The 12,899-nt window shown below is 52.9% G+C and carries 14 protein-coding genes and 1 tRNA gene; 4 read left to right on the forward strand and 11 right to left on the reverse strand.

Annotated elements, in window-relative coordinates; all coding sequences use genetic code 11:
- A partial coding sequence (locus PSSD_RS12720) for a sugar ABC transporter ATP-binding protein (RefSeq protein ID WP_058972471.1) occupies positions 1 to 1,123 on the reverse strand: 1,123 nt, incomplete at its 3' end.
- Between the two features lie 32 nt (positions 1,124 to 1,155).
- A complete protein-coding gene (locus PSSD_RS12725; RefSeq protein WP_039329051.1) occupies positions 1,156 to 2,079 on the reverse strand; it encodes a sugar ABC transporter substrate-binding protein in 924 nt (307 codons plus the stop codon).
- 506 nt (positions 2,080 to 2,585) lie between these two features.
- Here PSSD_RS12725 and PSSD_RS12730 point away from each other — a divergent pair.
- Positions 2,586 to 2,661: transfer RNA gene (locus PSSD_RS12730), tRNA-Asn, on the forward strand.
- 139 nt (positions 2,662 to 2,800) lie between these two features.
- Here PSSD_RS12730 and proR read toward each other — a convergent pair.
- The 7 genes from proR to PSSD_RS12765 all read right to left on the reverse strand — a co-directional run bounded on the left by proR (position 2,801) and on the right by PSSD_RS12765 (position 8,905).
- The gene (gene proR / locus PSSD_RS12735) at positions 2,801 to 3,103 is read right to left on the reverse strand and encodes a transcriptional regulator ProR (RefSeq protein ID WP_039329052.1); all 303 of its coding nucleotides are present in this window, start codon (positions 3,101 to 3,103) and stop codon (positions 2,801 to 2,803) included.
- Positions 3,104 to 3,107: 4 nt separating this feature from the next.
- A complete protein-coding gene (locus PSSD_RS12740) occupies positions 3,108 to 3,461 on the reverse strand; it encodes a type II toxin-antitoxin system RelE/ParE family toxin (protein ID WP_058972472.1) in 354 nt (117 codons plus the stop codon).
- A 167-nt stretch (positions 3,462 to 3,628) separates the two neighbouring features.
- Positions 3,629 to 4,933 carry an NtaA/DmoA family FMN-dependent monooxygenase gene (locus PSSD_RS12745; protein WP_058972473.1) on the reverse strand — a complete coding sequence of 435 codons (1,305 nt, stop codon included), beginning with the start codon at positions 4,931 to 4,933 and terminating at the stop codon, positions 3,629 to 3,631.
- Between the two features lie 11 nt (positions 4,934 to 4,944).
- Positions 4,945 to 6,144 (reverse strand): M20 family metallopeptidase, encoded by a 1,200-nt coding sequence (locus PSSD_RS12750; protein ID WP_058972474.1) that lies wholly within the window; start codon positions 6,142 to 6,144, stop codon positions 4,945 to 4,947.
- A 159-nt stretch (positions 6,145 to 6,303) separates the two neighbouring features.
- Entirely contained in the window at positions 6,304 to 6,960 is a 657-nt protein-coding gene (locus PSSD_RS12755) for a methionine ABC transporter permease (RefSeq protein ID WP_058972475.1), read from the reverse strand.
- A complete protein-coding gene (locus tag PSSD_RS12760; protein ID WP_058972476.1) occupies positions 6,941 to 8,068 on the reverse strand; it encodes a methionine ABC transporter ATP-binding protein in 1,128 nt (375 codons plus the stop codon). The genes PSSD_RS12755 and PSSD_RS12760 overlap by 20 nt, the downstream gene beginning before the upstream one ends.
- 9 nt (positions 8,069 to 8,077) lie before the next feature.
- Positions 8,078 to 8,905, reverse strand: coding sequence for a MetQ/NlpA family ABC transporter substrate-binding protein (locus PSSD_RS12765; RefSeq protein ID WP_058972477.1), 828 nt, complete (start codon positions 8,903 to 8,905; stop codon positions 8,078 to 8,080).
- A 213-nt stretch (positions 8,906 to 9,118) separates the two neighbouring features.
- Here PSSD_RS12765 and PSSD_RS12770 point away from each other — a divergent pair, with 213 nt between their 5' ends.
- From PSSD_RS12770 to PSSD_RS12780, 3 genes are all read left to right on the forward strand, one after another.
- The gene (locus tag PSSD_RS12770) at positions 9,119 to 9,760 is read left to right on the forward strand and encodes a TetR/AcrR family transcriptional regulator (RefSeq protein ID WP_058972478.1); all 642 of its coding nucleotides are present in this window, start codon (positions 9,119 to 9,121) and stop codon (positions 9,758 to 9,760) included.
- A 74-nt stretch (positions 9,761 to 9,834) separates the two neighbouring features.
- Positions 9,835 to 11,217, forward strand: a complete 1,383-nt coding sequence (locus PSSD_RS12775) for a D-arabinono-1,4-lactone oxidase (RefSeq protein WP_058972479.1) — start codon at positions 9,835 to 9,837, stop codon at positions 11,215 to 11,217.
- 145 nt (positions 11,218 to 11,362) lie between these two features.
- Positions 11,363 to 12,190, forward strand: coding sequence for a glycosyltransferase family 8 protein (locus tag PSSD_RS12780; RefSeq protein ID WP_058972480.1), 828 nt, complete (start codon positions 11,363 to 11,365; stop codon positions 12,188 to 12,190).
- Between the two features lie 88 nt (positions 12,191 to 12,278).
- Here PSSD_RS12780 and PSSD_RS12785 read toward each other — a convergent pair whose 3' ends face one another.
- A complete protein-coding gene (locus PSSD_RS12785; protein WP_039335103.1) occupies positions 12,279 to 12,689 on the reverse strand; it encodes a type II toxin-antitoxin system HicB family antitoxin in 411 nt (136 codons plus the stop codon).
- 17 nt (positions 12,690 to 12,706) lie between these two features.
- Positions 12,707 to 12,895 (reverse strand): type II toxin-antitoxin system HicA family toxin, encoded by a 189-nt coding sequence (locus PSSD_RS12790; RefSeq protein ID WP_039335104.1) that lies wholly within the window; start codon positions 12,893 to 12,895, stop codon positions 12,707 to 12,709.
- Positions 12,896 to 12,899 lie beyond the last annotated feature (4 nt).

Genomic DNA, 12,899 nt, shown 5'->3' on the forward strand with positions numbered 1-12,899 from the left:
CCTGCGCCATCTTCATGTGGCTAACGAAACCAGCTTTACTGACGTAATCCGGCATGTTGACGATGCTCATGTTCTCCATCACCGACAACACCAGGAACAGCCCGGATTTTTTACGGTCTTCCGTCAGGAAGGCCATACCCTTTTCAATCGCCGTTGACGGCGAATCAATCTTCACTGGCACGCCATCGATCAGCACTTCCCCGCTGTCGAAGCTTTCCATACCGAATAAGCTTTCCATCACTTCACTGCGTCCCGCGCCGACTAAACCCGCCACGCCAAGGATCTCGCCTTTGCGTACCGTGAAGTTAATGTCGGTGAAACGATCTTTGCAGGTGAGGTTACGCACCGTCAGCACGTCTCCACCGATTTCACCGTTGAATTTCGGGAACAGCTGGGTGAGTTCGCGTCCCACCATCTGGGTAATCAGCGACTGGCGGGTAAATTCAGTGGTGTTGTTGCTGCCCACCCATGTGCCGTCACGGAAGATGCTGATTTCGTCAGTAATGGTGAAAATCTCATCCATTTTGTGACTGATATAAATGATGGCTTTCCCCTGCTCGCGCAGGTCACGGATGATGGTAAACAGATGCGCCACTTCAGTTTCCGTCAGTGCCGAGGTCGGTTCATCCATAATCACGATGTCAGAGTTCCACGACACCGCTTTGGCAATTTCCACCATCTGCTGGGCGGCGATACTCAGTTCACCGACCATGCGATCTGCCTTGAGGCGGATGTTAAGTTTGTTGAGCAGTTCCTGCGTTTGCTTATTCAGCAACGCATGGTCAACAAAGCCGTACTTCATCGGTTCGCGACCAAGCCAGATGTTCTCGGCCACAGTCATATAAGGCACCAGATTCAGCTCCTGGTGGATCATCGAGATCCCAGAACGCAACGCGTCCATGGTGTCCTGAAACTGAACTGGCTCCCCTTTAATGCGGATGGTGCCCTTATCGGGACGATACATCCCGATAAGGCATTTCATTAAAGTGGATTTGCCCGCGCCATTTTCACCCATCAGGGCATGTACCGACCCCGGTTTAATTCGCAATGAGACATTGTCGAGTGCCTTCACTCCGGGGAAGAACTTGCTGATGCCTTCGGCTTCAAGCGCAAATGCGGTCATACATCACCTCCGTACGGCTGAGTCGGGAACGATTATTTCTGGTTACGAGATTCGAACTGCGCCATGTTGTCTTTGGTGATCAGCTGGTAAGGGATGTTGATGATCTTTTCCACTTTCTCGCCATTCGCCAGTTTAATCGCTGCCTGAACTGCACCTTCACCCTGACCTTTCGCATCCTGGAACACGGTGGCAACCATCTTGCCGTTCTTCAGCATCTGCAAGGCATCCGGTGTGCCATCCACGCCAGCAATCAGAATGTGGTTCGGGTTTTTACCCAGCGCCTGCAGGGCACCGATGGCCATCTCATCGTTGTTAGACGCAATCGCCTGGATATCATCACCGGCGGTGAGCCAGTTACTCACCACATCCACCGCGTCGTTACGGGTGAATTTGGCGGTCTGTTTCTGAACCACTTTGATGCCTGGATATTTAGCAACCACCGCTTCAACCCCTTTGGTACGGTCACGGGTGGATTCGTTAGCGAGGTCGCCCATCAGAATCGCGACGTTGCCTTTGCCGTTCATTGCTTTGGCTAATGCTTCCATCTGTAAACGCCCCGCCAGTTCAGAATCCGAACCGACATAGGCCATTTTGTCAGTCAGTTCGCCCGCTGGTTTACGGTTCACGAAGATCAGTGGAATGCCCGCTTTGGTTGCCGCATCCATCACCGGTTTAACGGCGTTGGTATCAACCGGGTTGACGATGATGGCGTCAACACCCTGACCAATGAAGTTCTGTACCTGTTGCAGCTGCTGTGAAACGTCGCCTTTGGCATCTTCTACCTGGCCTTTAATGCCATCTTTGGTCATCTCTTTCTGCATACCGGTACGCAGAATCGTGAGGAAGTTGTCATCAAACAGCGCCATTGAAACGCCCACCTGAAGGTCTTTCGCCATTACTGCGGCAGGTAACATGCAAGCTAACAGGGAAGTCACTAACGCTTTTTTGAATTTCATGGGTAACCCTTCTTATTCGTTAACATGCGCAGTTGGCTGATACGACGAATGAAAAAAATTTTTTACATTCACTCAACGTCGCTGGCGTTATTTATCTGGTTGTAGAGGTAAGGCTTCTGGTCTAACGCTATCGATTCCGTACAGCTCCTTGTTGCAACATCTTCCTTATCAACAAGTTATTTTCAAAATGATGTTTCAGGACTGGAAACTCGTTTCGCCCGTGATGATAAGCAGTTCATTTGTTTCATCTGATCATCATTTGAAATTTTCATCATAAAAGCACTGAAATGATTGTTTTAAAATCGGCAAATAACAAAACTTTGACACGCCTCTAACATCTCAAAGGAAATGCGCTTAAAGTGAGATCTTGTTGGCAGTTTGAAATCTGCACATTCAAGGCAGAAAAGCAGCATTCCGCTGCTTTTACGCGCACTTAAACCAGAAGTGTGCGATAGGGCTTTGACAACGCAGATCGGCATCGCTAATATGCGCCTCGTTCACACGATTCCTCTGTAGTTCAGTCGGTAGAACGGCGGACTGTTAATCCGTATGTCACTGGTTCGAGTCCAGTCAGAGGAGCCAAATTCAAAAACCCCGCTCAGGGAAACCTGAGCGGGGTTTTGTCTTTTGGGAAGGCCTTTCTTGGCAGTAGTAATCGTGTTGGCTGATACATAGTCCCGTCACAAACTCAGCCTAATGAGATGTTTTGTGGTGATAATCGCTAAACAACAAACTCAAAATGCGACCCGTCAGGCAGTTCAACATCCAGGCGGAGCTTGCCACCAGCTGCTTCAACATAACGTTTTAGAGTGGAAAGTTTGAGATCGCGCCCTGGTTTTTCCATTCCAGCCACCGTTGGTTGTTTGATGTTTAGCGCCTGTGCCATTTCCACCTGCGTTTTGCTTACACGTTCGCGTAGCTCTGCAAGATGTATATTCAGCAGAATGTCTTCAGCAATGACGTTGGCATCCGCGACCACTTCAGGTTTTTCAGCCGTAAGAATCTGTTCGAGTGTTCTGCCCATCACATTACTCCTTAAATTCGCTGCGATTGAGATGTTGAGTAAGCTCTTGATCTGCTTGTGTAATCATCTCTTTATAAAATCGTTTTTCATTGCCAGCCTTATGACCAGCGCAAAGCAAAATACCTTTTCGCCATGGATCAAAAGCATAAAAAGCCCGAATGGGACTGCCTTTGCTCTGTACACGCAACTCTTTCATATTGCTGTAGCGCGAACCTTTAATTGTGTCTGCATAAGGCCTGCTTAATCCAGCCCCTGCCTGCCGTAAAACCAACATTGCCGCGATGACACATGCTCGATCCGTGTCGCCTGGCGTCATTAACCATTGATCAAAAGTGTCTGTTGTTATTATCTGCCACATGATACGCCCTCATCGATATAGGTCAAATGCTATATAGGTTCAATGCGATAGGCAGTGTGGTCGGGTATTGCCCAGAGGGCATCTGTTCTGAAATGATTTGTGGAGCAGGTTTCCAAAAAAAAAGCCCTTCCCGCTGTTCTGGAAGGGCCTTCTTAAAGCAAGCGATGTTAGTCGGTGACTTTAGGTAGCGGAGCCAGCTCCAGGCTGCTGCGGAAGTCATTACCTTGATAGTCGGTATCCAGCAAATTGCGGCGGCGCAGTTCGGGCAGCAAGCCATTCAGTAGTAAATCTTGCTGATCGGGATTACCCAAGCCGTGCAATGAGATCACATCTAATACGCCCGCGTGGTAGCGCTGTTCAATGGCATCGACAAGCTGTTCCGGCGTACCGGCAACAAACCAGTGCCCGGTCTCTTCGGCTTTGATGATCAACTCACGCAATGTCAAACCTTCCAGTGCATACTGCCGGAAGATGGCGGCACGTCCCTGGCGCCGATGTACCTGTTCCAACTGCGGAATTAACGTGCCGGGTAACGGTTGGTCCAGCGGCACTTCACGCACATCGACTTCCCCGCCCAGCATATCCGCTACGCGCAGCCTGCCCTGCTCGTAGTTAATTTTCTCGTGTTTATCCCGTAACCGACGCGCCACATCCGCCTCACTGTCGCCAATGATGGCGTGAAATGAGTTCATGATCAGAGGGGGATTCTGTTCGCGGCCAAAACGACGTGCACGCTGCTGAACATCCGCGACAAATTGCTGTGCCGCCTCGAAGGTAGGCTGCGAAGTGTAAATCACCTCCGCATAGCGTGCGCCCAGTGTCACACCCGCCTCGGATTGCCCGGCCTGAAACTGCACCGGACGTCGCTGCGGCGGTGGCGGCACATTGAGTGGACCGGCCACCTGGAAGAAGTCGCCCCGATAATGAATGGGATGCAGCTTTTGGTGATCGAGGCGGATACCACCGCTGGCCGTGCGCTGCACCGCTGCACGTTCGTTGGCGTCATACAGGGCATTCATCACTTCAATAAACTCGGTGGCGCGCGCATAGCGCTCCTGCGGAGGCGGCAGCTGGCTTTCACCGAAGTTCTCTTCACCGACTGATGAGGTCACAGCGTTCCATCCCGCACGGCCGCCGCTGATATGGTCCAGGGTGCCAACCTGACGCGCTAAATGATAGGGATGCAACCAGCTGGTGCTGACGGTGGCAATCAAGCCAATCTGCGATGTCACCTGGCTTAACGCGGCCAGGGCAATCAATGGGTCCTGGGTGCCAGTGGTGCCAGCTAAGCCCGCCGGATCGGCCTGCAACAAATCTGCGGTGAACAGTCCGGTAATTTTCTCGCGCTCGGCGATTTTCGCCAGCTCGATGGCGCGCGCGATCCCCACGCCCGGCTGGATGTCATTGCCCGCTGAAATCACGCTGCTGGCACCGACTAAAGTTTTCAATTTTCTACGATGAGTTTGTGACATAACGATCCCCTTTAGGCCTGGCGCACAAAATCGGCTTTAACGGCGTGAAGCGTATCGGCATCAATAAGCAGACGTAATCCGGTGCGGGCCAGCGTGCGCGCACCGATCAGCAATGCCTGATAACCGCGTTCAGAATTGGCCGCTTCCCGGAACGGCACGGTATGGAAAATCAGATCGTCGGGGCCGATCTTTAGCCAAGGGTGCGCAGTCGGCACCGCGTGGCTGATATCCCCGGCATCGGTCGAGACTTTATTGCGTTGTGGCGACAGATCTACCTCTTCACCGGCTGCACGCAACGCTTCCAGCAGCAGCGCATCCAGCGCTGGATTGCGTTTGAAATCGCGTGGGCCAATTTGATGATCAATCTCCACACGTGTTCCGGTGGCCAGCGCCACACCTTCGGCTATTGCGCGCAAGCGTGGCTCCAGCGCCTCCACCTGCTCACGGCTATCGGCACGGATATAGTAGTGCGCTGCAGCGTATTCTGGGATCACATTGGGTGCCTGACCGCCATCGGTAATAATGCCGTGCACTCGCACGCCATCGGGCAGTTGCTGGCGCAGAACGCTGATGCCGTTATAGAGCAGCACCAGCGCATCCAACGCATTGATCCCTTCATGCGGCGCGCTGGCGGCATGCGAGGGTTTGCCATAGAAATGGAAGTAAAGATGGTTGTTTGCCAGTGTGGCTTCCGTGAGACGCGTTTTACCGGCGGGATGCACCATCAGCGCCGCATCCACATCCTCCAGCAACCCGGCCTCAACGAAACGCTTCTTCACGTTGCCTTTGGGCCCGCCCGGCCCCGCTAAGCCGCCCTCTTCTGCTGGCGTACCCAGCACCACGACGCGGCCACCGGTCTGATCCAGCACCTGAGACAAGGCGATCGCCGCTGCCACGCTGGTGGTGCCAATCAGGTTGTGACCGCAAGCATGGCCAATACCGATTAACGCATCGTATTCAGCGAGAAAGGCGATGGTCGGTCCCGGTTTACTGCTGGCCTTCACCGCGTGAAAGGCGGTTTCATGGCCGGCAACATGTCGGGTGACCTCAAATCCCTGAGCGCTGAGTAAGTTGGTCAGTTGCTCACTGGCAAAGTATTCATTGTTACCGGTTTCCGGCCTGGCAAAGATTGATTGAGCCACGGCGATATAGTCGGCGCTGTGTTGTTCGAGATGACTTTCAAGCGTGAGCTGAAGTGTGTTCAGCGGCATAACGGATTCTCCTGAGGCAAGGCAAGACGTTGCCATCACTCTAAGCGCGTTAGCTGCTGATGTTTAAAGAGAAATAGTGATAAGGATTGCGGGAAAATGCACAACTGCTCTCATTGAATTCGTATTACATTTCAGGTGCGCATAAATGCGCACCTGAGTTCAATGCCGTCTGTCGATACGTTGCACCAGCCGATCGCCCAGCCACTGAATACCGCACACCAGCACAATCAACACCGCGATCACCGCAATCATCACTGAGGTTTCAAAGCGCTGGTAGCCATATCGGATCGCCAGATCGCCCAGACCGCCTGCACCGATCGCCCCCGCCATCGCTGAAGCGCCAATCAAGGCCACCAGCGTCACGACAAAACCAGAGAGAATACCGGGCAGCGCTTCCGGTATCAGCACATCCCATACAATGCGCAGTTTGCTGGCCCCCATGGCGCGCACAGCATCAATCAGCCCGCGATCGACATCACGCAACGATACTTCCGCCACGCGCGCAAAATAAGGCGTTGCGGTAATCGACAACGGCACAATGGCCGCCCAGGTGCCCAGTGAAGTGCCCACCAAAAACCGGGTAAACGGGATCAGTGCCACCAGCAGAATAATAAACGGTAGGGAACGGAAGCCATTGATGATCAGCCCTAGCACGCGGTTGATGCCACGATGCTCCGATATCCCGCCCGCACTGGTCATCACCAGAATCAAACCTAACGGCAGACCGGCCACCAGCGAGAACAGCCCGGAAATGGCCGTCATCAATACCGTTTCGCCCAACGCATTGAGCAGTAAATCAATCATCACTGGCGACATAGCCCACTAACTCCACTTGTGCCTGCTGCGTATGCAGCCAGCTAAGAATCTGTTGTTCATCGGCCGTGTTGCTCGCCGGAAGCGCAATAAAGAAGCGCACCACGGCGTAGTGCTGAATATGGTCGATGCCACCCTGTAACAGACGGAATTTGCCCGGTAACGCGGCGGCAAAGCGGGTCAGCAGATCGCCCTGCGCATCTTCACCGGCATAATGCACGTTGTAGATAGCCTCACCCTGTTTATGCGCGCTGATACGGGCGGCAAGCGCCTCCGGCAGTTGTGGTAGCAAACCACGCAGCAAGGAACGGGTGAGATCGGACTGCGGATGGGCAAAAACCTGCCACACCGGGCCTTGTTCGACGATCTCACCGGCATTAATCACCGCGACACGATGCGCCACCGATTTGATCACCTCCATCTCATGGGTGATAAGCAGAATGGTGATGCCGAGTTTTTGATTCAGCGACTTTAGCAGTGCCAGAATTGATCGGGTGGTTTCTGGATCGAGCGCCGAGGTCGCTTCATCACACAACAACAGTGCCGGGCTGGCCGCCAGTGCACGGGCAATGCCGACACGCTGTTTCTGTCCGCCTGACAGCGCCGCCGGATAGTGATGCGCTTTATCCGTCAATCCCACCAGTTCGAGCAATTCTGTTACGCGCCGTTGACGTTGCACTTTATCCAGACCGGCAATCTTCAACGGCAACGCTACGTTTTGCGTCACGGTTTTCGCTGACAACAGATTGAAGTGCTGGAACACCATGCCCACGCGGCTGCGCACGGTTTGCAGCTGTTTTTCCGACAGGCCGGTAATGTTCCGGCCTTCAATTTCGATGACGCCTTCATCAGGTTGCTCAAGTCCATTCAAACAACGAATGAGCGTGGATTTGCCCGCACCGCTGCGGCCAATCAAGCCCAGAATCTCGCCCTTTTGTACCGTCAGCGAAACGTCACGCAGCGCCTGGGTTTGCCCAAACTGGCGGGAAACGCCCTGTAAACGCACCACGCTAACGTCGTCTCGCGCAACACGTTCACGGTCTTGTGCATTTTCCACCACTCCACGCGCCACGGCGTGGAAAGGCGTTTCGGCCCCTGAGAATATCGTCATGCTCTTTCCTTACCAGGCCGTTTCGCCCGTGCCCTTGTAAACCTTGTTAAACACGGATTTCACTGCGTCATTCTGATAAGAGGACACCAACGTTTTTACCCACGGTGCAGAGACATTCTCTTTCTTCACCGCGATAAAGTTGTTGTATGGGTTGTCTTTTACCGGCTCTTGCGCGATACGGTCAGCCGCTGTCAGGCCACTCTTCAACGCCCAATCCGTGTTCACCACCGCAGCATCCAGATCGGGAACCGAACGACCGATGATGCCGGAATCCAGCTCTTTGATTTGCAGATGGTGGGGGTTGGCGGTGATATCAGCAGTGGTTGCGGCAATGCCGACACCGGCTTTCAGCTTAATCAAACCTTGCTGTTGCAGCAGCACCAGCCCACGTGCTTCATTTGAAGGATCATTCGGTACGCCAATCACCGCACCATCTTTGAGTTCCGCCGCACTTTTCACTTTTTTCGAATAAAGACCAATTGGCCACACCGCAGTGTCACCCACGCGCACGATGTCGTAATGATTGACCTTGATCTGATTGTTTAAGAACGGCTGATGCTGGAAGGCATTCGCATCCACCTCACCATTTTGCAGGGCTTCATTCGGCTGGTTGTAGTCGTTGAACACCACCGTTTTCACCGTCAAGCCTTTGGCGGCAGCTTGTTTAATCACTTCGCGCCAGACGTCCTCATCTTCACCACTCATGATGCCGACTTTTACTGAGGTTTTATCTGCGGCGTGAGCCAGCGAGAGTGGCGCTAAAACCGTGCTGGCCACCAGGAAAGCGCCAGCGGATAACAAGAATTTATTTTTGGCAGAAGCCAGGCGTGTGTGCATAAAGTATTTCCTGATAGTTATCATTGCGGTCGTCAAAGTACACTGCCGTGATGAACAGTTAGCCGCAGTATACGCAGATGCTTATTCCTGCATTATGATTTATCCGGAAAAGCTATTCCTGAAATGAATAAAGACACGCAGCCGCTCGCATCGCCACAAGCGATAATCTGGCTGTGATACCATGACGTTTTGATTGGATTGATATTGAGCGCTATGTCGGACACCACCACTAAACGTAAAAATGACCCTGAAGGGCTAAAAAAACGCATCTTAGCGGGTGCCTTAAAGACATTTGCCGAGTTTGGCATGCAGGGCGCACGTCTTGAGCAGATCGCTGAGCTCGCACAAACCACCAAACGTATGGTGGTTTATCACTTCGTTAATAAAGAGAAGTTGTACATCGAAGTTCTGGAGCAGGTTTACCAGGCGATCCGCGAGCATGAAACAGGGCTGAATCTTGCCAAAATGGAACCTGAACAAGCGATGATAAAACTGGTGGAAGCCAGCTTTGATTATCATGCTACACATCAAGACTTTATGCGCCTGGTGTGTACCGAGAACCTGTTGCGCGGCCGCTACATTGTGCAGTCAGAACGCATCAAAGCGCTGAACAAAAGTACCCTCGATCTGCTGGATGACATCCTGACACGCGGCCAGCAGCAAGGCGTCTTTATCGATGGCCTCAACACAGTTGACGTCCACCGCTTACTCAGCAGTATCTGTGTGCACCATGTGGCTAACCGTTACACCTTCCATTTCCTGTTTACGCCAGAAGACACGGAAGAGGACAGCATCCGCCGTAACCGCCAACTGGCTGTCACAGCGACTATGCGTTATATCCGTAAAGCGCCTTAGACATGGGCAGTGCTGTGATGGTCTACGCTTAAAGCCTTGGGACCGTCACAGACCTCAGTCTAAGGAACGCCGTAGTGAACAAAGATCCCCTCCTTTACCCCCTTCGCAACACGCAAAACACCGAGCGTGACAGCAAACTGTGGAACTGGGCGCAGAACACCGTGGTGGGTCAGCGCAGCCAGGTTTTCCAGCCGAAAAATGAAGCCGAACTGCAGCAATTGATGCAGAGTACAAAAGGCAAAGTGCGCGTCACGGGCAGCCGTTTGTCACCCGGTCGCATGCTGTGTGTCAATCCCGACGATGTGTTGATCGATCTCAGCCTTTTTACTGGCCTGCTGGCGCAGGATGCTGAAAGCGTGACCTTTGCCGCGGGCACGCCTCTACAAGCGGTTTATGACACGCTGACCGCAATGGATCGCATGCTGGCTTCCTCCCCCGGCGTCATCGCAGTGCAAACGCTGGCCGGTGCCATGGCCACGGGTACGCACGGCCAGGGACTGGGGCAAAGCTCACTGGCGGATGAAGCGCTCGCTATCCGCATGGTGTTGGCCGACGGCAGCCTACGCGTATTTCATCGGGAGGATGACGATTTCTCCGCCGCACAAACTTCGCTGGGTGCATTGGGTCTGGTGACTGCGATCACGCTGCGTACCCGCCCGTTTCGGCTGTTTACCTGCCACAAATTCGCCACGTCCGCAGATTCGCTGGAGCAGGATTTGCTGCACTGGAATCAACAGTATGAATTGAGCAAAGCCTGGTGGTTTGTTGATGACAACCTGATGCACGTGTGGAACGCGAATCCGGCAAGTCCTCAGGACGCGGAGACATGGTATGCCAATCAGCGTGAGGTGATTGAACACGGTGATGAGACCGATAGCAGCCTCAACGACACTATCGATCAAACGCTGGCGCAGATGCACCGTGACACGCAAATCGAGGGTAAAGGCGGTAAGCAGTTTCGTACTGTCACCCGCTTCCGTGATTTCACCGATGTGAGCGGTGATATCTACCAGCTGTTTTGTCGTGGTATCGCGGTGCCGCAAATCAACGTGGAGATCGGTGTCCCACTGGAAAGAACACCCGCGATCATCAGCAAAATTAAAGCCTGGTACGCAAAGAATCATCCGCATATGCATTATCCCATCATTCTGCGTTGTACCGGCGCGTCTGACGCCTGGCTCAGCCCTGCCTTTCAACAGCCAACCTGCTTCTTTGGCTTTGTGGTCTATTACGCAGATGACGGTTCACTGTCACAAGATGGCCTGCATTTTCTGACGGAAGTGGAAAAACTGCTGGCGGCGGAAGGTGGACGCCCACACTGGGGCAAATACTACGATCCGCAGCGTTACAGCTGGCGGGCGATCTACCCACAGTGGGATGCTTTCCGTGCAGTGCGCGATCGGCTCGATCCACAACACCGTTTTAGCAATGACTATGTCACGGCTTTATTTGATTAAATGTTGATAGCCAAAATAATTCGAATTTCAGGAAGGCGGCAAGTGCATGAATCCTCAGGAGCTTACTGAAGTAAGTGACTGAGGATTCATGCACGCAGCCAACGCACCTGCAATTTGAAGTATGAAGGGTACGGGGAGAGAAATTATGTTTGCCTGGGTAACGCTGCTCACGCAGCCAGACTACTTTATCGGCGTGAAAGCGCTTCATCGTTCACTAAAACGCAGCGAAACGCAGTGGCCACTGATTGTGATGGTCACCGACGCGATTGATGTTGCCACCCGCGAAGACTTACAGGCGTTAGGCTGTGTGATTCATCCGGTTGAGCCTTTAATGCCTGACGCAGAACTGGAACAGCATTATGCTTCGGCGCAATTCGGTGAAGTGTGGAGTAAGTTGCGCGCCTGGGAACTCACCGGCTGCGATCGGGTGGTGTTTCTCGATGCCGACATGCTGGTGCTGCGCAATATGGACGAACTTTTTACCCTGGATTTGGGCGATAACGCTCTGGCGGCCTGTCACGCCTGCCGCTGCAATCCCAATCAGATCGCCAGCTATCCCGCCAGTTGGCAGCCCGAGAATTGCCATTACACCTGGCAAGATCGTGGTGAAGCGGCACCTGCAACGCTGGATCGATATCTCAACGGCGGTTTTCTGGTGCTTAAACCGGATCAGGGCGTGTTCGCGTGGCTGCAGCAGAAAGTCGCGGCTATTGACGATTTGCGCCGCTATCCGTTTTCAGAGCAGGATTTGTTGAACGAGGTCTTTGAGAACCGTTGGCTGCCGTTGCCCTATATTTATAATGCGCTGAAAACATTGCCGTTCCAGCACAGCGCGATGTGGCGCGAGGATGAGGTGAAAAACCTGCATTTCATTTTGGCTAAACCCTGGAAACGTGACCTGAACCAGCCCGAAAGCGAGCGCGATCGCTACTACGCGCTGGACAAGTTATGGTGGGAGTTGGGCGTAAAATAAGGGACGCAGTCGCCATCAATGGCGCCCCTACATGAGGTCATTGTGGTCTGTAGGGGCGGCCTAAAGAAAATATCGTACGAGGCCCTAATCAGCGGGTTTTTGCAATGCGCTCCAGTGCGACCTGAGCGAGAAAACCTGAGCGAGTTTTAAACTCGGGATGAGTAGCAACACAGCGGTCGATACGATCAATCAGCAACTTCGGTAACGTCACATTAATTTTCTCCGAACCACCGAGAATGCGCGTCACATCGACTTCCACTAACACCCAAACATAGCCGGAAAAAGCCGGATCTTTCATCACGCTTTTTAATTCTGACACTGCTGGGATATCTTGCTCTAACTCAACCATCAGTTCCAGATGACCAATGATCGCCTCTTTCGCATTTTTCACCGCTTCTTCCAGCGTGTCACCTGCGGAAAAACAACCTGGCAAATCGGGCACCGTTACACCATACGCCGTGTTTTCATCACCCGCTTCAATCGCAATCGGATAGAACATGGTTTACCTCTCTCAAATTAGTGGACGATCAGCCCGGCCTGTTTGCGAATACTTTTCACCGTTTTAATGGGCAAATCTTTTTTGGGGTGAGGAATTGTTACCAAGCCCTTCTTGGAGGGATGCACAAAATGGTGGTGGCTACCGTTAACTCGAATCAGCTCCCATCCATCAGCTTTAATCTCAGCCATTAATGACCTGCTATCCATGTCG

The organism is Type-D symbiont of Plautia stali (genome assembly GCF_001485335.1).
Classification (GTDB): domain Bacteria; phylum Pseudomonadota; class Gammaproteobacteria; order Enterobacterales; family Enterobacteriaceae; genus Pantoea; species Pantoea vagans_C.

Bases quoted from the DNA above. Each gene is read 5' to 3' on its own strand.
- PSSD_RS12790 (WP_039335104.1), bottom strand. From the start codon at position 12,895: ATGGATAGCAGGTCATTAATGGCTGAGATTAAAGCTGATGGATGGGAG.
- PSSD_RS12760 (WP_058972476.1), bottom strand. From the start codon at position 8,068: ATGACGATATTCTCAGGGGCCGAAACGCCTTTCCACGCCGTGGCGCGT.
- PSSD_RS12745 (WP_058972473.1), bottom strand. From the start codon at position 4,933: ATGTCACAAACTCATCGTAGAAAATTGAAAACTTTAGTCGGTGCCAGC.
- PSSD_RS12725 (WP_039329051.1), bottom strand. From the start codon at position 2,079: ATGAAATTCAAAAAAGCGTTAGTGACTTCCCTGTTAGCTTGCATGTTA.
- proR (WP_039329052.1), bottom strand. From the start codon at position 3,103: ATGGGCAGAACACTCGAACAGATTCTTACGGCTGAAAAACCTGAAGTG.
- PSSD_RS12785 (WP_039335103.1), bottom strand. From the start codon at position 12,689: ATGTTCTATCCGATTGCGATTGAAGCGGGTGATGAAAACACGGCGTAT.
- PSSD_RS12750 (WP_058972474.1), bottom strand. From the start codon at position 6,144: ATGCCGCTGAACACACTTCAGCTCACGCTTGAAAGTCATCTCGAACAA.
- PSSD_RS12740 (WP_058972472.1), bottom strand. From the start codon at position 3,461: ATGTGGCAGATAATAACAACAGACACTTTTGATCAATGGTTAATGACG.
- PSSD_RS12770 (WP_058972478.1), top strand. From the start codon at position 9,119: ATGTCGGACACCACCACTAAACGTAAAAATGACCCTGAAGGGCTAAAA.
- PSSD_RS12755 (WP_058972475.1), bottom strand. From the start codon at position 6,960: ATGTCGCCAGTGATGATTGATTTACTGCTCAATGCGTTGGGCGAAACG.
- PSSD_RS12780 (WP_058972480.1), top strand. From the start codon at position 11,363: ATGTTTGCCTGGGTAACGCTGCTCACGCAGCCAGACTACTTTATCGGC.
- PSSD_RS12765 (WP_058972477.1), bottom strand. From the start codon at position 8,905: ATGCACACACGCCTGGCTTCTGCCAAAAATAAATTCTTGTTATCCGCT.